This is a genomic window from Massilia sp., assembly GCF_031995545.1.
GTDB lineage: Bacteria > Pseudomonadota > Gammaproteobacteria > Burkholderiales > Burkholderiaceae_D > Telluria.
The window spans coordinates 125439-146598 of record NZ_DAMAGA010000007.1; the positions used below are offsets into that span (position 1 = coordinate 125439).

Consider the following 21160-nt stretch of genomic DNA (forward strand, 5'->3'; position numbering starts at 1 on the left):
CATGCAAAGTTGATCCTACCGCCGGGTTCTGCCTTTATAATCGCGGATTTTCCGCCCGCGACTTTCCGTCCATTAATTACCTGGCCCCGGAGCACACCCCATGAACACCACCTTGATTACTTTCGTCGCGCTCTACCTGCTCGGTACGCTCGCTCTCGGGATGTGGGCCGGCACGCGGATCAAGAACACCAGCGACTTCGCCGTCGCCGGTCGCAGCCTGCCGCTGGTCATGGTGATCACCACCACCTTCGCCACCTGGTTCGGCGCCGAGACCGTGATGGGCATCCCGGCCAAGTTCGTGCAGGGCGGCCTGAATGCGGTGATCGAGGATCCGTTCGGGGCCGGCATGTGCCTGATCCTGGTCGGCATGTTCTTCGCGGCGAAACTGTATAAACTGAATTTGCTGACCATTGGCGACTACTACCGCCAGCGCTACGGCAAAGGCATCGAGATCTTCTGCTCGGTGGCGATCATCTTCAGCTACCTGGGCTGGGTCGCGGCCCAGATCACCGCGCTGGGACTGGTGTTCTCGGTGCTGACCGGCGGCGCCATGGCGCCGGCCACCGGCATGATCGTCGGCACCCTGACGGTGCTGATCTACGTGGTGGTGGGCGGCTTCCTGGCCGTCGCGGTGACCGACTTCATCCAGATGATCGTGCTGGTGGTGGGCATGAGCGTGATCGCCTACTTCGCGGCCGACCTGGCCGGCGGCGCCGACAACGTGCTGGCGATGGCGCAGCAGGCCGATTTGTGGCGCCTGTGGCCAGAGCCGAGCTTCACCGACATCATGTTCTTCATCGGCGCGGCCGTGACCATGATGTTCGGCTCGATCCCGCAGCAGGATGTGTTCCAGCGCGTGATGTCGGCCAAGGACGCGCCGACCGCGCGCACCGGCGCCATCATCGGCGGCGCCAGCTACATCCTGTTCGCGTTTGTCCCGATGTTCATCGTCGCGGCGGCGGTGGTGGTGATGGGCAGCCAGGCGATGGAGCTGGCCCAGAACGACTACCAGCGCCTGCTGCCGACGTTCGTCATGACCAAGATGCCGCTGGTGATGCAGATCCTGTTCTTCGGCGCGCTGCTGTCCGCCATCAAGAGCACCTCGTCGGCGACGCTGCTGGCGCCGTCGACCAGTTTTGTCGAGAACATCCTCAAGAACTTCAAGCCGGGCATGAGCGACCGGCAGCAGCTGCTGGCGATGCGGATCACCATCGTGGTGTTCGCGGCGCTGGTGCTGACGTATGCGATCGCGATGGAAGGTACCTCGATCTATGAGCTGGTGTCGGGGGCGTATCAGGTGCCGCTGGTGGGGGCGTTCATTCCGCTGGTGATGGGGCTGTACTGGAAGCGTGCGACCACGCAGGGGGCGGTGCTGTCGATTGCGGCCGGCTTGACTACCTGGATCCTGTTCATGGAAGGCGTGACTGGCTGGGGCGACCACTTCCCGGGGCAGCTGGCAGGCTTGATTGCGGCGTTTGTCGGGATGGTGCTTGGATCGCTGGCGCCGCAGGTGGTGGCCAATAGCGGTGCGGGGCATCAGGTGGTCCAGGCCTGATTCCTGGCTGTTCAGGGGCTGGTTGGACTTGGGTCCCCGCCTGCGCGGGGATGACATGCAAAGGCAGCGGACTTCGAATTCCTCCGCAGTCAGCTACCTTTGAGTCGTCATTCCCGCGAAGGCGGGAACCCAAGTTTGGGTGAGCAGCCGATAATGTAATCGCTCACCACACCTCAAACGTGCAGCAGCAAATGCTCACGCTCCCACGGGCTGATTACCCGCATGAATTCCTGGTGCTCCAGGTCCTTCACCGCCGTGTACACATCGATGAAACGCTCGCCAAGGATATCGCGCAGGCGGTCTTCGCGGCGCAGCTGCGTGATCGCTTCGGATAGGCCCTGCGGCAGCTCGACCGGCATGTCGTAGGCGCTGCCCTCCACCATCGGCGACGGATCGATCTGCTCGGTCATGCCCAGATAACCGCAGGCCAGCGTGATCGCCAGCGCCAGATACGGATTGGCATCGGCCCCGATCACGCGGTTCTCCACGCGCCGGTCCTGCGAACCCGACACCGGCACGCGAAAGCCCACGGTGCGGTTGTCGATGCCCCACTGCAGGTTGATCGGCGCCGCGGTGTGGCGCACGATGCGGCGGTACGAATTCACGTACGGCGCCACGATCGCCATCGCCGACGGCATGTAGCGCTGCAGGCCGCCGATGTAGTGGTGGAACAGCGGCGACGGTGAACCGTCGTCGTTGCTGAAGATGTTCTTGCCGCTCTCGGCATCGACCACGCTCTGGTGCACGTGCATCGCCGATCCCGGTTCGTCGGCCATCGGCTTGGCCATGAAGGTGGCGTACATGTCGTGCTTGAGCGCCGCTTCGCGCAGGGTGCGCTTGAAGTAGAACACCTTGTCGGCCAGGCCCAGCGGCTCGCCGTGCTGGAAGTTGATTTCCATCTGGCCGGCGCCGATCTCGTGGATCAGGGTGTCGACGTCCAGGTTCATCAGCTCGCAGTAATCGTAGATGTCCTCGAACAGCGGATCGAATTCGTTGACCGCGTCGATGCTGTACACCTGGCGGCTGGTCTCGGCGCGGCCGCTGCGGCCGATCGGCGCGGCCAGCGGCAGGTCGGGGTCGATGTTCTTGGCAGTCAGATAAAACTCGAGCTCGGGCGCCACCAGCGGCTTCCAGCCGCGCTGGGCGTACAGCTTGAGCACCCGGCGCAGCACGCTGCGCGGCGCGAAATCGACCAGGCGGCCGTCGGCGTAGTAGCAGTCGTGGATGACTTGCGCGGTGGGGTCGACCGCCCACGGCACCATGGTGATGGTGGTCGGGTCGGCCTTGAGGATCATGTCGCGGTCGATGCTCGAGATCGCGCGCTCGTAGGCGTCGTCGCGCTCGGGCGTGTTGCCGGTGACGGTCATGCCCAGCACCACCTCGGGCAGGCGCATGCCGCGGTCTTCGGTGAACTTCACGCGCGGCAGGATCTTGCCGCGCGCGACCCCGGTCAAGTCGGGGATCAGGCATTCGATTTCGGTGACCCGCTTTGCGTCGAGCCACTCTTCCATGTCGGTGTAACTGAAGTTGTTGCGGATTGCCATAGTTGTCTCACTGTCGTTGATCGAAGGCGCGCAGAGCGATGCACAGGACGGCGCGCCGGATGCGTGTGGCAGGAGAGCCTGTTCTCAAGAAGGTCATGCGCCGCTCCGGCGCTGTTCGCGGTAGGCGCGGCAAGCGTCGCCGAACGCGCGGAACATCTTCATCGAATACGGGTTGTGCTGGATGCGCCATTCGGGATGCCACTGCACCGCCAGCGTGAAGCCGGGCGAGGTCGATACGGTGAATGCTTCGACCAGGCCGTCTTCGGCCTGTGCTTCGACCGTCAGGCCGGGCGCCAGTTCGTTGACGCCTTGACCGTGCAGCGAATTGACCGGGATTTCCTTCACCCCCAGGATCGATTCCAGCATGCCGCCCGGGCACAGGGTGACGTTGTGGGCGTCGCCGTATTGCTCGTCCATGCCCAGCTCGGGATTCTCGCGATGGTCGAACTTGCCCTGCACCGTCTGCACCGCCTGGTGCAGGCTGCCGCCGAGCGCCACGTTCATCTCCTGGAAGCCGCGGCAGATCGCAATGATCGGCACGCCGCGCCGCACCGCTTCGCGGATCAGCGGCAAGGTGGTCTGGTCGCGCCACGGGTCTTGCGGCAGCGATGGGTCCAGTACCTCTTCGGAGTAGTAACTTGGGTGCACGTTCGAGGCCGAGCCGGTCAGCATGATGCCGTCGATGGTCCCGAAGATCGTCTCCAGGTCGAGCGACTCGCCGAACGACGGCAGGATCAAGGAGGTGCAGTCGGCGCCGAGGGTGACGGCGTCGACGTACTTGTGCTGGGCGGCGTGATACGGGTGTTCGCCGAAATCACGGGTGCAGGCGGGAACGATGACGATTGGGCGCATGGGCAGTGTCCTTCCGATGAGGCGCCAGGACCCCTCATGCGAACAGTGCCAGGTCCCGGCGCGATGGCCGTTAATCCAGACCGAACCCGGCGCACGGACACTGTCGGTGGCGCGCGCCGCTCCTGCCGGTCTGCTTTTACAAATGCGATTCCATGTCAAAATTTTAACGGAACCCGCAAGAAGTGCCCACACGACTGGCCGCCACCGTGAAATTTCCTCTCTTCAAGTACATTTCAGTGAAATAAAATTTCACAGCATAAATTATTTACTTAACCCGGCCAGCGCTGCTTCCAGCACGGTGTCGCGCCCATTCCGCACGTCCAGCACGCTCGGCGCCGCCGCCACGTTCGGCGCGATGCCCTTGCCGACCCAGCGCCTGCCGTCGGCATAGGTATCGGCCTTGGTGCAGATGCGCGCGATGCCGCCGCCGGGCAGCGCCACCTTGAGCGGCTGGCCGGTGCTGCCGCCGGTAGCGCCGCCGACCAGGATGCCGCGCCGCATGGCGTCGAACGCCATCGCGAAGTCTTCGGCCGCCGAATAGGTGGCGCCTGAGATCAGCACCGCCACCGGCTTGCCGAAGCGGTGCGCCGGATCGGGCAGGCGCTCTTCGCCGGCCTTCTCGAAATCGGGCATCGGGCGCTGCCATGCGCGGTAGGTCGGCAGGTACTGGCGAGTGGCCCATTTGCCGGGCTGGAACGGCTTGTCGGCTAGGGTCTGCAGCACGCGGTAGCCGACGCCCGAGTTGCCGCCGCTGTTGGCGCGCAGGTCGATCACCAGCGCCGAGGCATTCTGGATACGATCGAACGCGGCCAGGAAGGCCTCCGCCGCGCTGTCGTCGCGGAAGCTGTTCAGGGCCACGTAGGCGACGTTCCCGGGCAGCATGCGCAACTCGAATGGTTCTGGCTGGCCGCGCGCCGCCACGAAACGTTCCCAGCTCACGCGTGGTGCCGCGGCGTCGAAGGTGTTGCCGGCGGCGTCGCGCAGGGTCAGGCGCGGTGGCGCCTCCTTGAGCGAACCCATCAGGAATTCGAGGCCGTAGATGCGGTTGTCGAGGTCTTGCGGGGTCGATGCGCTAACGGTCGGCGCCAGCACGCGTCCGGCATAAGCGCGCGCCGGCTCGCCATCGACCGCCACGATTTCCACACCCGGCGCGAAGCCCTTGGCCACCAGCGCCGGATCGAACACCTGGCGCAGCAGCACCCGGTCTTCCACCAGCCAGGTGGTGAACAGCGGCCGCGCCGACATGGCGTCGTCCAGCTGCTGCGGCGGATAGACGTTGGTGTGGCCGTCCTGCAGCTTGGCGCACAGTTCGGCCAGCACGCGGTAGTAGTCGGCGGTGCTGGCGGTGGCGCGCACTTTAGGCAGGTATTCCAGGTACAGGCGGTCCCAGTCGAGCGACTTGAGCTTGTCGACGTAGACGAAGTTGTACTTCACCTCGGACCAGAATTTGGAGAGGCCGGCGATCTTCTCGTCTTCGCTCAGGTTGTCGCGGTAGGGCGTGGCCAGGGCGGGCGAATCGAACAGGCGGGCGTCGAATTCGCGCTCCTTGCCGGCGTCCTGCGCGGATGCGCCGGTGCTGATTGCGGCCAGCGCGGCGGCCAGTACGGCCCGGGAGATGAAGCGGTGTGCCATGTGAAATCTCCTCTCTTTATTGGAATGATTTCATTCTAGGCAGACGCGCGGATACGGCCGGGCAATCTGCGACAGACCGGCGTTTTCTCGGTACAGGCCGCGTGGTGGGTTCCTGGCCCACCGCGCACGCGCCGACGCGAAAAGGTCTACCATGGACGTCCAACCCCTTCTCACCTACCTCACAGACAAGGAGTCCCATGCCTGAGCTGAAAGACCCGTCCCTGCTGCGCCAGCAGGCCTATATCGACGGCGCCTGGATCGACGCCGACAATGGCGAGACCATCGCCGTCCTTAACCCCGCCACCGGCGAGCAGCTGGCCACGGTGCCGCACATGGGTGCAGGCGAGACCCGCCGCGCGATCGAAGCCGCGAACGCCGCCTGGCCGGCCTGGCGCAAGAAGACCGCCAAGGAACGCGCCGCCATTCTGCGTCGTTGGTCCGACCTGATGCTGGAGAACGCCGACGACCTGGCGCTGCTGATGACGCTCGAGCAGGGCAAGCCGCTCAAGGAATCGAAAGGCGAGATCACTTATGCCGCCTCGTTCTTCGAATGGTTCGCCGAGGAAGCCAAGCGCATCGCCGGCGAGACGCTGGCGTCCCCTTGGGCCAACAGCCGCATCGTGGTGACCAAGGAGCCGATCGGCGTATGCGCCGCGATCACGCCGTGGAACTTCCCGGCCGCGATGATCACGCGTAAAGTCGCCCCGGCGCTGGCCGCCGGCTGCCCGATCGTGCTCAAACCCGCCGAACTGACGCCGCTGTCGGCACTGGCCCTGGCCGTGCTGGCCGAACGCGCCGGCGTGCCGAAGGGCGTGTTCAGCGTGGTGATCGGCGACGCCAAGGCGATCGGCGGCGAGATGACCTCCAACCCGACGGTGCGCAAACTGAGCTTCACCGGCTCGACGCCGGTGGGCCGCCTGCTGATGGAGCAGTCGGCGCCGACGGTCAAGAAGCTGTCGCTGGAACTGGGCGGGAATGCCTCGTTCATCGTGTTCGACGATGCCGACATCGATGCCGCGGTCGAAGGCGCGATCGCCTCCAAATACCGCAATGCCGGCCAGACCTGCGTCTGCGCGAATCGCCTGTACGTGCAGGACGGCGTGTACGACGAGTTCGCGCGCAAGCTGGCTGCTGCAGTGGGCAAGCTGAAGGTCGGCAACGGCATCGAAGACGGCGTGACCCAGGGGCCGCTGATCGAAGAGAAGGCGGTCGTGAAAGTCGAGCAGCACATCGAGGACGCGCTGGGCAAAGGCGCCAAGGTGCTGGTGGGCGGCAAGCGTCACGCGCTGGGACACAGCTTCTTCGAGCCGACCGTGCTGCTTGATGTCACCACCGATATGGTGGTGGCGCGCGAAGAGACCTTCGGGCCGCTGGCGCCGCTGTTCCGGTTCAAGACCGAGGAAGAAGTGATCAAGCTCGCCAACGATACCGAATTCGGGCTGGCGTCGTACTTCTATGCGCGCGATATCGGGCGCGTGTGGCGCGTGGCCGAGGCGATCGAGACCGGAATGGTGGGGGTGAATACCGGGCTGATTTCGACCGAGGTGGCGCCGTTTGGCGGGGTCAAGCAGTCGGGGTTGGGACGCGAAGGATCGAGCTACGGGATGGACGATTATCTGGTCGTGAAGTACATCTGCATGGGTGGGATTTGAGCGTTAGCCCAAACCTGGCCAGCGTGAAGAGAAACGAACGTAACCTTTCACCTCCTCCCTAAAGACCGTCATTCCCGCGAAGGCGGGAACCCAAGTTTGCTCGCAACCCAATAGCAGTTGAAGCAGATGGTACGCAACGAACTTGGGTCCCCGCCTTCGCGGGGATGACGGCTCATAGGGTGCGGGCCATAATGCACGCCGCGTGACAGCCTACTTCTTGTACTCGTAGTACTTGCGCGCATCGCCGCGCACCAGCTCCGCCGGATACTTGGCGCGGTTGAGCACCATCTTCTCCTCCACCGCCGCGAACAGATCGACATCGAGCTTGTCGGCCAGCCGCACCAGATACACCAGCACATCGGCCATCTCGTGCCTCACCTCGACCAGCTTGTCGGCCCCGAGCTCATCAAGCCGGCCCGACTGCAGCCACTGGAAATGCTCCAGCAGCTCCGCCGCCTCGACCGTCAAGGCCGAGGCCAGGTTCTTGGGCGTATGGAACTGGTCCCAGTCGCGTTCGTCCACGAATGCGCGGACGATCCCGCGCAAGCGGTCCAGGTCACTGGCCACGGCGTTCCTCGCGCACCTGGCCGTTCTCCAGGTAGCCATTGAGCACGCGATCGAGCTTCGGCGCGATCTCGTCGAAGCTGCTGACCGTGATCCCCAGGTCGCGCAGCAGGCCGTCGTGCACGCCGTACACCCAGCTGTGGATGGTCAGCGGCTGGCCGCGTTCCCAGGCGTCGCGCACGATGGTGGTCTGGGCGGTGTTGATCACCTGCTCGGCCACGTTCAGTTCGACCAGGCGGTTGGTGGCGGCGCGGCCGCTGACGTTGCCGAGGTACTGGCCGCGCTTTTCGCGCACGTCGCGCACGTGGCCGAGCCAGTTGTCGGCCAGGCCGACGCGGATGTCGGTCAGCGCCGCGTGCACGCCCGAGCAGCCGTAGTGGCCGCAGATGATGATGTGCTTGACCTTCAGCACGTCGATCGCGAACTGCAGCACGCTCAGGCAGTTCAGGTCGGAGTGCACGACCACGTTGGCGATATTGCGGTGGACGAACAGTTCGCCCGGCGCCATGCCGAGCAGCTCGTTGGCCGGCACGCGGCTGTCGGAGCAGCCGATCCACAGGTATTCCGGGGCCTGTTGTTCGGACAGGGCCTTGAAGAAGTTCGGGTCTTCCGAGACCATCGAGGCGGCCCAGTTACGGTTACGCTCGAACAGGTCTTCCGCACTGAGTCCCTTGGTCTTGTTCTGGTCCATTGTGATTCCTTGTATTGTGATGTTGCCGTCCGCAGGGGGACGTTGCCCTGCCCGTTCTGATGCGGGCATGAAGGCGCCAAAGCGTGAAAAATCTCCGGGAAAGACCACAAGTGTACCAGCGTTCGGAGGTACAGTCCGGCGCCGCTGTCGGTACACCGGGCCACCACCACCACCCGCCCTGCATACGCACCCCGGGCGACAGGCGTAAAAAAACCGCCGACGGCGCATGCCGGTCGGCGGTTTTCGTGATGCGGCTTATTCGAAGAAGTCCTTGACCTTGTCCATCCAGCCCTTGCTCTGCGGGCTGTGCTTGCCGCCGCCTTCGTTGGTCAGGCGGTCGAATTCGCGCAGCAGGTCCTTCTGCTTGTCGGTCAGCTTGACCGGGGTCTCGACCGCCACGTGGCAGAACAGGTCGCCCACGTAGCCCGAACGCACGCCCTTGATGCCCTTGCCTTTCAGACGGAAGGTCTTGCCGGTCTGGGTGCCTTCGGGCACCGTGAACGACACCTTGCCGGTGAGGGTCGGCACTTCGATCTCGCCGCCCAATGCAGCCTTGCTGAACGAGATCGGCATTTCGCAATGCAGGTCGTCGCCTTCGCGCTGGAACACCGCGTGCGGCTTGATGTGGATCTCCACATACAGGTCGCCCGGCGGCCCGCCGTTGGTGCCCGGTTCGCCGTTGCCCGACGAGCGGATGCGCATGCCGTTGTCGATACCCGCCGGGATCTTCACTTCCAGCGTCTTGTTGCGCTTGATGCGTCCGGCGCCGCCGCAGGCCGCGCACGGTTCCGGGATGATCTTGCCGCTGCCGTGGCACTTGGGGCAGGTCTGCTGGATGCTGAAGAAGCCCTGCTGCATGCGCACCTGGCCGTGGCCGGCGCAGGTGGTGCAAGTCACTGGCTGGGTGCCCGGCTTGGCGCCGCTGCCGTGGCAGGTGTCGCACTTGTCCCAGCTCGGCACGCGGATGGTGGTGTCGAAGCCGTGCGCCGCCTGCTCCAGCGTGATCTCGAGGTTGTAGCGCAGGTCGGCGCCGCGGTAGACCTGGGGTCCGCCACCGCCGCGTCCACCGCGGCCGCCGCCGAAGATGTCGCCGAAGATGTCGCCGAACGCGTCGCCGAAGCCGCCCGCGCCGCCGCCGAAGCCGCCGCCCATGCCGCTGTTCGGATCGACGCCGGCGTGACCGTAGCGGTCATACGCCTCGCGCTTCTCCGGATTGGTCAGCATCTCGTAGGCTTCCTTGACCTCCTTGAACTTCTCTTCCGCTTCCTTGTTGTCCGGATTGCGGTCAGGGTGGTACTTCATCGCGAGCTTGCGATACGCCTTCTTGATCTCGTCTTCCGACGCACCCTTCGCGACCCCGAGGATCTCGTAAAAATCACGCTTTGCCATTGGCGGCACCTTGCTGTTGTCTGCTAACGAATCTGTTCACACCAAAAAAACCGAGCCGATGGACCGGTGAAGGTATCGGCTCGGCCCATGCGCGGGAGAGGTATCTCCCCGCGCCCGGAGACGCTTACTTGGCGTCCTTCACTTCCTTGAAGTCGGCGTCGACCACGTCGTCGTCCTGCTTGGCCGATTGCTCGCCCGCGCCTGGACCACCTGCCGCGCCCGCTGCACCGGCGCCGCCGGCCTGCTGCGCCTGCATGTCGGCGTACATCTTTTCACCCAGCTTCTGGGCAGCTTCCGACAGGGCCGCGGTCTTGGCGTCGATGTCCGACTTGTCGCCCGACTTGATCGCGCCTTCCAGGTCGACGATCGCCGCTTCGATCTTCTCTTTCTCGCCGGCTTCCAGCTTGTCGCCGTACTCGCCCAGCGACTTGCGGGTCGAGTGCACCAGAGCGTCGCCCTGGTTGCGCGCTTCGGCCAGTTCCTTGACCTTCTTGTCTTCTTCCGCGTTCAGCTCGGCGTCCTTCACCATCTTCTGGATTTCTTCTTCCGACAGGCCCGAGTTGGCCTTGATGGTGATCTTGTTTTCCTTGCCGGTGGCCTTGTCTTTCGCGCCGACGTGCAGGATGCCGTTGGCGTCGATGTCGAAGGTCACTTCGATCTGCGGGGTGCCGCGTGCTGCCGGCGGGATGCCTTCCAGGTTGAATTCGCCCAGGCCCTTGTTACCGGCCGCGATTTCACGCTCGCCCTGGTACACCTTGATGGTGACGGCCGGCTGGTTGTCGTCGGCGGTCGAGAACACCTGCGAGAACTTGGTCGGGATCGTGGTGTTCTTGTGGATCATCTTGGTCATCACGCCGCCCAGGGTTTCGATACCCAGCGACAGCGGGGTCACGTCCAGCAGCAGCAGGTCCTTGCGCTCGCCCGACAGGACCGAACCTTGAATGGCGGCGCCGACGGCGACGGCTTCGTCAGGGTTGACGTCCTTGCGTGCATCCTTGCCGAAGAATTCCTTCACTTTCTCTTGCACCTTCGGCATGCGGGTCATGCCGCCGACCAGGATGATGTCGTCGATGTCGCTGACCTTGACGCCGGCATCCTTGATCGCGATGCGGCATGGCTCGATGGTCTTGAGGATCAGTTCCTCGACCAGCGATTCCAGCTTGGCGCGGGTCATCTTCAGGTTCAAGTGGACCGGTGCGCCGTTCGCCATGGCGATGTACGGCTCGTTGATTTCGGTCTGCTGCGACGACGACAGTTCGATCTTGGCGCGCTCGGCCGATGCCTTGATGCGCTGCAGGGCGATCGCGTCCTTCGACAGGTCGAGGCCGTTGATCTTCTTGAATTCGTCGATGATGTAGTCGATCACGCGCTGGTCGAAGTCTTCGCCGCCCAGGAAGGTGTCGCCGTTGGTCGACAGCACTTCGAACTGCTTTTCGCCATCGACGTCGGCGATTTCGATGATCGAGACGTCGAACGTGCCGCCGCCCAGGTCATACACGGCGATCTTGCGGTCGCCCTTGTCGGTCTTGTCCAGGCCGAATGCCAGCGCAGCCGCGGTCGGCTCGTTGATGATGCGCTTGACGTCCAGACCGGCGATGCGGCCGGCGTCCTTGGTCGCCTGGCGCTGCGAGTCGTTGAAGTAAGCCGGCACGGTGATCACGGCTTCGGTGACTTCTTCGCCCAGGTAGTCTTCGGCGGTCTTCTTCATCTTGCGCAGCACTTCAGCCGAGATCTGCTGGGCGGCCAGTTTCTTGTCGCGCACGCCGACCCAGGCGTCGCCGTTGTCGGCCTTGACGATCTGGTACGGCATCAGCGAAATGTCTTTTTGCACTTCTTTTTCGTCGAACTTACGGCCGATCAGGCGCTTGACGGCGAACAGGGTGTTCTTCGGGTTGGTCACGGCCTGGCGCTTGGCCGGCGCGCCGACCAGGATCTCGCCATCTTCCTGGTAAGCGATGATCGACGGCGTGGTACGCGCGCCTTCGGCGTTCTCGATCACCTTCGGGGTACCGTTTTCCATGATGGCGACGCAGGAGTTGGTGGTGCCCAGGTCGATACCGATGATTTTGCCCATGATGTGTTCCTTTTAGTATTTGTAGATTTCTGATGGATTCAATATTGGGAAGCCGGAGCGCGGTTTCAAGTGCGGTTCAGTTAAATCACGCACCGATGCACGCGGCGTCCGGCTTTCGTCCTGCTTATTTCGCTTATTTCGGTGCAGCGGCGGTCACGATGGCCGGACGCAGCAGGCGGTCGGCGATCATGTAGCCCTTCTGCAGCACGGTCACCACGGTATTGGCTTCCTGCTCCGCCGGCACCACGGCCACGGCCTGGTGCTTGTTCGGGTCGAGCTTGTCGCCGGCTTGCGGCATCACTTCGACCAGGCGGTTCTTCTCGAACGCGGCAGTCAATTGCTTGAGCGTCATCTCGACGCCTTCCTTGATCGACTCCACGGTCGGCGCTTCGACTTTGAGCGCCATTTCCAGGCTGTCGCGCACCGGCACCATCGCTTCGGCGAAGCTTTCGATGGCGAACTTGTGGGCCTTGCTGACGTCTTCCTGGGCGCGGCGGCGGATGTTTTCCGCGTCGGCCTTGGCGCGCATGAAGGCGTCGTGCATTTCGGCCAGCTTGGCTTCGGTGGCGCTCAGCTGTTCTTCGAGGCCGGGTTCGGCGGCAGCAGCCTGCGGGGCGGCTTGCGGAGCAGCGTCAGCAGCGGTGTCAGCGGCCGGTTGCACGCCTTCCTGCTGGTTGATCACCTCTTCGTTTTTTTGGTCTTGCATCGAAAATACTCCTGGAATCAAGGACTTGGCTGAGTTGGAAACGTATCCTGACTGATACACAGCGCCCCAGATGGGGCGATCTCCTACAATTTCAAGGGGAATTGCAAGAAAGCCATAAGCAGTGGGGATGGCCTGCCAACCCTGCATTGACAGCAGGGTATTTTAGCAGGTTGTCAACGAGCAAGGACCGCGCTACGGCGCGGCCGCAGCTTCATGTCGGATTCAGGCGCCCAGGCGCGCGGCGTTGGCGGCGCCAACCTCGGCATCGCGGCGGCGCGCCTCGACCTGGGCCGGGGTCAGGATGGTCGGCCAGCCGATCAGGTGCTGTTCGGCGATCTCGGCCATGCCGACGATCCAGCTTGGGGAAGCGTTCAGGCAAGGGATGTAGTGGAATTCCTTGCCGCCGGCGGTCTCGAAATCGTGGCGCACTTCCATCGAGATCTCTTCCAGCGTTTCCAGGCAGTCGCTGGTGAAACCCGGGCAGATCACGTCGATGCGTTCGACGCCGGCGCGCGCCAGTTCCTGCACCGTCGGCGCGGTGTACGGCTGCAGCCATTCGGCCTTGCCGAAGCGCGACTGGAAGGTGACCAGGTAGTCGTCCGGGCTCAGACCCAGGGCTTGCGCCAGCAGGCGGCCGGTCTTCTGGCATTCGCAGAAATACGGGTCGCCCAGCTCCAGCGTGCGCTTGGGCGTGCCGTGGAAGCTCATCACCAGCTTCTGGCCGCGGCCGTGTGCGTCCCAGTGCGCCTGCACATTGGCGCGCAGCGCTTCGATGTAGGCTTCGTGGTCGTGGTAGTGCTTCACCAGGCGCAGTTCGGGAATGTTGCGCACGTGCTTGTAGTGGCCGAACACGGCGTCCCAGATCGAGGCGGTGGTGGTGCCGGAATACTGCGGATACGCGGGCAGGATGGCGATGCGGTCGACGCCCTCTTCCTTCAGCCGGTCGAGCACGTCGGGCAGCGCCGGCGAGCCGTAGCGCATGGCCATCGCCACCTGCACGTCCTGGTGGCCGCGCTCGGCCAGCATCGCCTGCAGTTTGACCGCCTGCTGCGCCGTGAACACTTTCAGGGGCGAGCCTTCGCGAGTCCAGATAGTGCGGTACTTGGCGGCCGACTGGCCGGAGCGGAACGGCAGGATGAACAGGTTCAGGATGAACCACCAGATGCGCGCCGGGATCTCGACCACGCGCGGGTCGGACAGGAACTGCTTCAGATAGGTGCGCACCTTGGCGCGGGTCGGTTCGTCGGGGGTGCCGAGGTTGACCAGCACGATCGCGCTGCGCGAGACGGCGCCGTGGGTGTGGGGCGGTTCTTTACGAAATGGCATGAAGGCTTATGGACGCTGACGGGACCTCACATTATATGTGGGGCCTGCGCCGCATGCAGGCGCCATCCGGCCTGCATGCCGCCTGTGGCGCACCGGGCGTGGCGGCCCAGCCACGGCGCGCGCGGTCAAACCCCGGTCAGGTGCTCACGTGCAGGCGCACGTCGATGTTGTTGCGGGTGGCGTTCGAGTACGGGCAGACGATGTGGGCCTTGTCCACCAGTTCCTGCAGCTGGGCCTGGTCCATGCCCGGGGCCTTGACGGTGAGGTCGACCTCGATCGCGAAGCCGGTCGGCACCTGGCCGATGCCGACGTCGCCGGTGACGCTCAGGTCTTGCGGCAGCGCCACCTTGGCCTGGCCGGCGACGAACTTCAGGGCGCCGATGAAGCAGGCCGAGTAGCCGGCTGCGAACAGCTGTTCCGGATTGGTGCCTGCACCGCCGCCACCGCCCAGCTCCTTGGGGGTCAACAGTTTCAGGTCAAGTACGCCGTCGGAACTTTTCGAGGTGCCTTCACGGCCGCCCTGCGAGGTGGCCTGGGCGCGGTACAGTACTTTGTCGATGCTCATTCGGATGTCCTTTCTGTGGAATTGTCGGGGATCGGTGCCGTGTTGAACGGCAGATCGATGATGACTTTGCCACAGAATCCGGAACAATGGATGACGCTTGCGTGACAATCGATGCTGCGATATCGATCTGCCGCTGCGCCCACGATGATCTGCTACTTTCGCACGTCATCCCCGCGAAGGCGGGGACCTAATGCCCATGCACAGTGAGAACGCACGCGTTAGTGGATGTGCGAGCAAACTTGGGTCCCCGCCTTCGCGGGGATGACGTTCGAAAGTAGTAGGTTGAAGGTTATGTCAGCGGTCTGCGGAGGTCCGGAAGTTCTTGGAAATGCCAACAGCTTCCTCCAGATCCAGGAACTTCTTCAGGACGCCAACAGCTCCCGCGCATGCTTGCGCGTCGTCTCGGTGATCTCGATCCCGCCCAGCATGCGCGCCACTTCCTCCACCCGCGCCCGGCTGTCGAGCACGTCGATACGCGACACGGTGCGCCCTTCGCCGGTGGTGCCCTTGGCTACCTGGAAGTGCTGGTTGGCCTGGCTCGCCACCTGCGGCAAGTGGGTCACGCACAGCACCTGGCGCTGCTGGCCCAGGCGCTTGAGCAGGCGCCCCACCACCTCGGCCACGCCGCCGCCGATACCGGTATCGACCTCGTCGAAGATCAGGGTCGGCACCGTGGTCGCGTTCGAGGTGATCACGGAAATGGCAAGCGAGATACGCGCCAGTTCGCCGCCCGACGCCACCTTGGCCAGCGGCCGCGGCGCCACGCCGGCGTGGCCGGCCACCAAAAACTCCACTTGCTCGAGCCCGTGTGCGCCCGGCTCGCCACCGACCAGCGCGATGGCGAAACTGCCGCCGCTCATGCTCAGTTCCTGCATCGCCGCCGTCACCTGCGTGCCCAGTTCGGCCGCCGCCTTGGTGCGGCGCACCGACAGCTTGGCGGCCACGTCCATGTAGGCGGCCTTGGCCTTGTCTTCCTGCTTGCGCAGGCCGTCGATGTCGGTGGCGTCGGCCAGCTGGCGCAGCTTGGCGGAAAGCGCCGCGTGCTCGTCGGGCAGTTCCTCGGGCGTGACGCGGTACTTGCGCGCGGCGCTGTGCAGCGCTTCCATGCGCGCGTCGACCACCCGCAGGCGCTCCGGATCGAGCTCGACCTTGTCGATGTAGTTGTTCAGCTCGGACACCGCTTCCTGCAGCTGGATCCGTGCCGGCTCCATGCAGTCGAGCACGCCCTGCAGCTGGATGTCGATGTCGACCAGCTTACCCAGCTTGGCATTCAGCGAGGACAGCTGGGACAGGATCGGATGCTCGGATTCCGAGATCGCCGCCAACGCTTCCTGCGCGCCCTCGAGCAGGCTGGCAGCATGCGACAGGCGGCTGTGCTCGTTGCTGATCTCGACCCATTCGCCGGCCTTCGGCGCCAGCTTGTCGAGTTCGCTGACCTGCCACTCCAGACGCTCGCGCTCGATCAGCACGTTCTTGGCATTGGTCTCGTATTCCTCGCGCTGGCGCACCAGCGCGCGCCAGCTGCGCCAGGCATTCGACACCTGCTGGGCCTCGGCGCGCGCGGACGCGTCGCGCACCGCGATCTGGTTGTCGAGCAGCGCGCGCTGGGCGTCGGGTTTGAGCAGCGACTGGTGCGCGTGCTGGCCGTGGATGTCGACCAGCATGTCGCCCAGCTCGCGCAACTGCGCCGCGGTGGCGGCCACGCCGTTGATGTAGGCCTTGGAGCGGCCGGCGTTGTCGATCACGCGGCGCAGCAGCGCGCCGCCTTCCTCAAGCTTGAATTCATGCTCGTCCAGCCAGCGCGCCGCCGCATCGGTGAGTGCGAAGTCGGCCGTGATGTCGGCCTTGGCCGCGCCCTCGCGCACCATGCTGGCATCGCCGCGCCCGCCCAGCGCCAGTTGCAGCGCATCGATCAGGATCGACTTGCCGGCGCCGGTCTCGCCTGTGAACACCGAAAAGCCGTTCGAGAACTCCAGTTCGATGGTGTCGACGATGACGAAGTCGCGGATGGTAAGTGTGCGCAGCATGAAAAATCGGGTCTCCGGGTTATCGGTCTTGGTGCGATTCGTGGCAACTGAGGTTGGCGGCTGGGCGGTGCGGGTGATTACTTGAGCTTGCCGTCGCCGGTCGGGTATTCGTTCCAGTGCAGCTTCTGGCGCAGCGTGTGGTAGTAGCTCCAGTCGAGCGGATGCAGGAAGGTGATGGTGTGCGGCGAACGCGAGATCACGATGCGGTCGCCCAGCTGCAGGCTGGTAAACGTCTGCATGTCGAAGTTGACGCTGATGTCGCGCCCGCTGACCAGCTCGACCACGATCTCGCTGGTGTCGGGCACCACGATCGGCCGGTTCGACAGTGCGTGCGGCGCGATCGGCACCAGCACCGTGCCGCCCAGGCTCGGATGCAGCAGCGGGCCGCCGGCCGACAGCGCGTACGCGGTGGAGCCGGTGGGCGTGGAGACAATCAGGCCGTCCGAACGCTGGTTATACATGAACTGGCCGTCCACGGTCAGCTTGAGTTCGACCATGCCGGCGCCGGTGCCGCGCGCCACTACCACGTCGTTGACGGCCACGCTGCAGAAGATCTGCTCGCCGCCGCGCATCACGCGCGCTTCGAGCAGGGTGCGCTCTTCGGCGCGCGAGCGGCCCTGCAGGATTTCGCCCAGCGCCGGCAACATATTGTCGAGCGGGATGTCGGTGATGAAGCCGAGCCGGCCCTGGTTGATGCCGATCAGGGCAATATCGTATTCAGCCAATTGGCGCGCGATGCCGAGCATGGTGCCGTCGCCGCCGACCACGATCGCGATCTTGGCCTGCTGGCCGATCTCGGCCACGGTCATCGATTCCAGGCCGCCCAGCTGCAGGTGCGCCGCGGTGTCCTGCTCGAACACCACGCGGTAGCCGCTTTGCTCCAGGAAGGCCTGGATGCGGCTCACCGGCTCTTCGACGCCGGCGGTATTCTGCCGCACCACGAGCGCGATGATCTGTTGCATCCCGGTCGAGGCAATCGAAGCGGTCGAAGTGGGCGCGGCAGGCGAAGCGGGCATAACGGTCTCGGCGGTTGAGGTTGAACGACACGCTGGAGATTAACCGATAATCCCTGCGGCTGCCATCACGGCGCTCTGCAATTACTGTATGGATGAACAGTATACTTGGCGCTGGCCTCTCCCTGCAAGTTCAGCCCAGCAGTGCCTGCGCGGTGGCAATGGCGAGCGCCAACGCCAGGCTAACGAAATGCAGCACCATTAAAACCATCCAGCGCGCTGCCGTCGCCAGGCGGCTGCCGCCATACACGCGGCGCATGGCAATGGGCAGGTAGAACACCAGCCATAGCAGCAATACGAGGCGCACGAAATCCCAGCTGGCGGGCGTCAGAATCATCACGCTCATCATCAGGAACGCGAAGGCATTGCTGTGCAGCGCAAACAGGAAGTGCTCGCCGTAGCGGCGCCCACTGCCCAGGTAGAGGCCCTTCAGGTACAACGCAAACACCGGCATCAGGGCGAAGATCGCATACGGAGAGTAAGCGAAGAAGGCGCGCGTGATCGCGTCCTTCTGCTGCTGGCGCGGCAGCGCGAAGAAGCGCGCCGTCTTCTCGCCCAGGGCGGGATTGAGCGATGCGGTCCAGGCCACCGTCTTTTTCTCGAAGCTGCTGAGCTCAGCGTCGAGCAGCTCCTGGCCGGCACGGGTGTCGTCGGCATCGCTGGCGGCGACGATTGCCGGGCGGGCATGTGGTTCACCGAAATCGATCACTTGTACGCCACTGAGCTTGACCAGCGCAAAGAAGATGATGCTGAAGGTCAGGTACAGGCGCAGCGGCTCGAGGTAGCGCACGCGCCGGCCCTCGATGTATTCGCGCGACAGGAAGCCCGGCTTGAAGATCAGTTTGCCCAGCGACTTCCACAGCTTGCCTTCCAGCGCCACGTAATGGGCGATGAACTCGTGCAGGAATTCGCGCGCGCTCGGCACGTGCAGGTGGGTGGCCTGGCCGCAGTGCTGGCAATAATTGCCGGCGGTGGCGGCGCCGCAGTTCAGGCAGGCGGTCGAGGCGTGCTGGTACGAATGCGAGTGGGACAGGGTCTCGGAAGTCACGGCGGTCAATTCGTCAAGACAGTCAAGCTGACATGGTAACCATGTAATTGCAAAAAAGCATCACAAATAGTCACCATTCAATTGCGCGACTGTTTCATTCGCACACGGTTAGGATGAAACCAACTGAAACACACGAGGAGCGCAACATGGTGACCGAAACCAAAGACCGGTTCGTGAATACCAAGGAACCGATGAGCGACGACGGCGTCAAACGACAACCGCATGAACGCGACGAATCGCCGGACGCGCAAGACCAGGCGCCGCGCGGCATCATCAACCAGGCGGCCAAGGATCTGGAGCAGGGGCTGGTGGACACCGAAGCGCGCGGCACGCCGGGCATCTCGCAAGCTGTCAACCCGAATCCGGAAGCGGCCGGCCAGGCCAAGCCGCAGCCCGACCGCAATCAGGCAATGCGCGATCACGACTCGGTCGATTCCGAGCCGGGTCAAAACCGATAACGAAAGGAATACGCATGACGATCAAACGTAACGGCAGCGCCGTCTGGAGCGGCGGCATCAAGGACGGCAAAGGCCAGGTCTCGACCGGCAGCGGCGCGCTGAAGGACCAGCCCTACGGCTTCAACACCCGCTTCGAAGATGCGCCCGGCACCAATCCGGAAGAACTGATCGGCGCGGCACACGCCGGCTGCTTCACGATGGCCCTGTCCGGCCAGCTGGGCCAGGCCGGCCTGACCGCGGACGAGCTGCGCACCACGGCCACGGTGTCGATGGAAAAGGTCGAGGGCGGCTTCTCGATCACCGCCATCCACCTCGATCTGGTGGCAAAGATCCCGGGCGCCAGCCAGGAAGCCTTCGACAAGGCGGCCACCACGGCCAAGGAAAACTGCCCGGTGTCGAAACTGCTGAACGCAAAGATCACGCTCGACGCCAAGCTGGAGAGCTGAGCGTTGCGATGGACGCTGCGTCGCTACGGGCATCCTGCCCGTGGTGGCGTGCATCCGCCGCGTCCGGCAAGGTTTGCGCCGAAGGCATAAAATGGCGCTTTCCGAAACACCAATAGGACAACCCAGATGCGCATCCTGCATACCATGTTGAGGGTCGGCGACCTGCAACGTTCCATCGACTTCTACACCAAAGTGCTGGGCATGAAACTGCTGCGCACCAGCGAGAACACCGAATACAAATACAGCCTGGCCTTCCTCGGCTACGGCAGCAACCCGGACCACGCCGAGCTCGAGCTGACCTACAACTGGGGCACCGACAGCTACGACATGGGCACCGCCTACGGCCACATCGCGCTGTCGACCGAAGACATCTACGCCACCTGCGAGCAAGTGCGCGCGGCCGGCGGCAACATCTCGCGCGAACCGGGCCCGGTCAAGGGCGGCACCACCGTGATCGCCTTCATCACCGATCCGGACGGCTACAAGGTCGAGCTGATCGAGCGTGCCGACCAGGCCGGTGGCGGTGGACTGAGCAACTAATCCGCGTCACGCCAGGACTGCCTGCACATCTACCCACCGGTTTGCAAGCAGCGCTTCTTCATCAAGAAAGTTGCCTTCCCCCAGCAAGGATCGCAACGCACTGCTACAATCCCCTCGCCTATCCAACAGGCAACCACAATGTAATTACGTCTTCGGGGCGGGGTGCGATTCCCCACCGGCGGTATGACTGGCAACGGTCGAGCCCGCGAGCGCCTGCTCGGTATGAGCAGGGTCAGCAGACCTGGTGAGATGCCAGGGCCGACGGTATAGTCCGGATGAAAGAAGATGTGCGCTGTCCTTGTGCCCAGTCACGGCCGCTGAGTTATCGCTTAGCTGCCGCATGGGTGCATGGTGTTCGCTTGCCCTGATGCGTTTTTCGCCTTTACTTTGCGAGGAGCGTTTCACATGTTAGTCCCTACCTTTACCCTTCACAGCAACGACCTGGAAGGCCGCATCGCCGCCGCTCTGACTGCCATGCGTGCCGGTGTGCCGGTCATCCTGCTCGACGATTTCGACCGCGAGAACGAAGCCGACCTGATCGTCGCCGCCGAAAAGCTGAGCGTCGAAACCATGGCCCTGATGATCCGCGAATGCAGCGGCATCGTCTGCCTGTGCCTGTCCGACGACAAGGTGCGCGCACTGGAACTGCCGCCGATGGCGCCCGAGAACGGCAGCCGCTACGGCACCCCGTTCACGGTGTCGATCGAGGCCCGTCACGGCGTCACCACCGGCGTGTCGGCCGCGGACCGCGTCTCGACCATCCAGGCCGCGATCGCGCGCAACGCCCAGCCGCACGATCTGGTGCGTCCGGGCCACGTGTTCCCGCTGCGCGCCACCCCGGGCGGCGTGCTGGCGCGTGCCGGCCACACCGAAGGCTCGGTCGACCTGGCCAAGCTGGCCGGCCTGCAGCCGGCGGCGGTGCTGTGCGAGCTGATGAATCCGGACGGCACCATGATGCGCGGCGAACAGATCGAGCAGTTCGCCGAAGAGCGTGGCTTCCCGATCCTGACCATCGCCGAACTGATCCAGTGGCGCCGCGCCCGCGCCTTGTAAGCGTCGACACGGAAACGTAAAAGGC

19 protein-coding genes and 1 riboswitch are annotated in these 21160 nt (G+C 64.3%); of the genes, 6 read left to right on the forward strand and 13 right to left on the reverse strand.

Translation table 11 applies throughout. The annotated features are described in order from the left end of the window. Positions 1 to 100 precede the first annotated feature (100 nt). Complete coding sequence (locus tag RTQ83_RS07900; RefSeq protein ID WP_312512964.1) at positions 101 to 1555, forward strand: sodium:solute symporter family protein; 1455 nt, start codon at positions 101 to 103, stop codon at positions 1553 to 1555. A gap of 173 nt (positions 1556 to 1728) precedes the next feature. Here the strand turns inward: RTQ83_RS07900 and RTQ83_RS07905 are convergent, their stop codons facing one another. The 3 genes from RTQ83_RS07905 to RTQ83_RS07915 form a co-directional block, all read right to left on the reverse strand. Next, positions 1729 to 3099: a glutamine synthetase family protein gene (locus tag RTQ83_RS07905; protein WP_312512966.1), complete on the reverse strand. Its 1371-nt coding sequence runs from the start codon at positions 3097 to 3099 to the stop codon at positions 1729 to 1731. Positions 3100 to 3192: 93 nt separating this feature from the next. Further along, positions 3193 to 3951 carry a gamma-glutamyl-gamma-aminobutyrate hydrolase family protein gene (locus RTQ83_RS07910; RefSeq protein ID WP_312512968.1) on the reverse strand — a complete coding sequence of 253 codons (759 nt, stop codon included), beginning with the start codon at positions 3949 to 3951 and terminating at the stop codon, positions 3193 to 3195. A gap of 261 nt (positions 3952 to 4212) precedes the next feature. Continuing rightward, entirely contained in the window at positions 4213 to 5583 is a 1371-nt protein-coding gene (locus RTQ83_RS07915; RefSeq protein WP_312512970.1) for a S41 family peptidase, read from the reverse strand. A 197-nt stretch (positions 5584 to 5780) separates the two neighbouring features. On the opposite strand from RTQ83_RS07915, the gene gabD reads away from it, so the two are divergent. Then, complete coding sequence (gabD, locus tag RTQ83_RS07920; protein WP_312512972.1) at positions 5781 to 7235, forward strand: NADP-dependent succinate-semialdehyde dehydrogenase; 1455 nt, start codon at positions 5781 to 5783, stop codon at positions 7233 to 7235. Between the two features lie 210 nt (positions 7236 to 7445). Here gabD and RTQ83_RS07925 read toward each other — a convergent pair whose 3' ends face one another. The 10 genes from RTQ83_RS07925 to RTQ83_RS07970 form a co-directional block, all read right to left on the reverse strand. Then, positions 7446 to 7841: a nucleotide pyrophosphohydrolase gene (locus RTQ83_RS07925; RefSeq protein ID WP_409456090.1), complete on the reverse strand. Its 396-nt coding sequence runs from the start codon at positions 7839 to 7841 to the stop codon at positions 7446 to 7448. After that, positions 7792 to 8490, reverse strand: coding sequence for a carbonate dehydratase (gene can / locus RTQ83_RS07930; protein WP_312512976.1), 699 nt, complete (start codon positions 8488 to 8490; stop codon positions 7792 to 7794). The genes RTQ83_RS07925 and can overlap by 50 nt, the downstream gene beginning before the upstream one ends. Before the next feature lie 255 nt (positions 8491 to 8745). Next, the gene (gene dnaJ, locus RTQ83_RS07935; protein ID WP_312512978.1) at positions 8746 to 9879 is read right to left on the reverse strand and encodes a molecular chaperone DnaJ; all 1134 of its coding nucleotides are present in this window, start codon (positions 9877 to 9879) and stop codon (positions 8746 to 8748) included. A 124-nt stretch (positions 9880 to 10003) separates the two neighbouring features. Next, positions 10004 to 11953, reverse strand: coding sequence for a molecular chaperone DnaK (gene dnaK / locus RTQ83_RS07940; RefSeq protein ID WP_312512980.1), 1950 nt, complete (start codon positions 11951 to 11953; stop codon positions 10004 to 10006). A 133-nt stretch (positions 11954 to 12086) separates the two neighbouring features. Further along, on the reverse strand, positions 12087 to 12659 hold the full coding sequence (gene grpE, locus RTQ83_RS07945; RefSeq protein WP_312512982.1) for a nucleotide exchange factor GrpE: 573 nt from the start codon (positions 12657 to 12659) through the stop codon (positions 12087 to 12089). A gap of 222 nt (positions 12660 to 12881) precedes the next feature. After that, positions 12882 to 13985, reverse strand: a complete 1104-nt coding sequence (gene hemH / locus RTQ83_RS07950) for a ferrochelatase (protein WP_312512985.1) — start codon at positions 13983 to 13985, stop codon at positions 12882 to 12884. Positions 13986 to 14121: 136 nt separating this feature from the next. After that, complete coding sequence (locus RTQ83_RS07955; protein WP_312512988.1) at positions 14122 to 14550, reverse strand: organic hydroperoxide resistance protein; 429 nt, start codon at positions 14548 to 14550, stop codon at positions 14122 to 14124. Between the two features lie 362 nt (positions 14551 to 14912). Beyond that, positions 14913 to 16577, reverse strand: a complete 1665-nt coding sequence (gene recN / locus RTQ83_RS07960) for a DNA repair protein RecN (protein ID WP_312512991.1) — start codon at positions 16575 to 16577, stop codon at positions 14913 to 14915. 77 nt (positions 16578 to 16654) lie between these two features. After that, positions 16655 to 17539 carry an NAD kinase gene (locus tag RTQ83_RS07965; protein WP_312513060.1) on the reverse strand — a complete coding sequence of 295 codons (885 nt, stop codon included), beginning with the start codon at positions 17537 to 17539 and terminating at the stop codon, positions 16655 to 16657. A gap of 184 nt (positions 17540 to 17723) precedes the next feature. After that, a complete protein-coding gene (locus RTQ83_RS07970; RefSeq protein ID WP_312512992.1) occupies positions 17724 to 18638 on the reverse strand; it encodes a DUF3667 domain-containing protein in 915 nt (304 codons plus the stop codon). A gap of 146 nt (positions 18639 to 18784) precedes the next feature. On the opposite strand from RTQ83_RS07970, the gene RTQ83_RS07975 reads away from it, so the two are divergent. The 4 genes from RTQ83_RS07975 (at position 18785) to ribB (ending at position 21135) form a co-directional block, all read left to right on the forward strand. Further along, entirely contained in the window at positions 18785 to 19096 is a 312-nt protein-coding gene (locus RTQ83_RS07975; RefSeq protein WP_312512995.1) for a hypothetical protein, read from the forward strand. Between the two features lie 14 nt (positions 19097 to 19110). Further along, complete coding sequence (locus RTQ83_RS07980) at positions 19111 to 19542, forward strand: OsmC family protein (RefSeq protein WP_312512997.1); 432 nt, start codon at positions 19111 to 19113, stop codon at positions 19540 to 19542. A 126-nt stretch (positions 19543 to 19668) separates the two neighbouring features. Beyond that, positions 19669 to 20082, forward strand: a complete 414-nt coding sequence (gloA, locus tag RTQ83_RS07985; RefSeq protein ID WP_312512999.1) for a lactoylglutathione lyase — start codon at positions 19669 to 19671, stop codon at positions 20080 to 20082. Between the two features lie 144 nt (positions 20083 to 20226). Beyond that, positions 20227 to 20373: riboswitch (FMN riboswitch) on the forward strand. Between the two features lie 114 nt (positions 20374 to 20487). Then, positions 20488 to 21135 (forward strand): 3,4-dihydroxy-2-butanone-4-phosphate synthase, encoded by a 648-nt coding sequence (gene ribB, locus RTQ83_RS07990; protein ID WP_312513001.1) that lies wholly within the window; start codon positions 20488 to 20490, stop codon positions 21133 to 21135. The last annotated feature ends 25 nt before the right edge of the window (positions 21136 to 21160 follow it).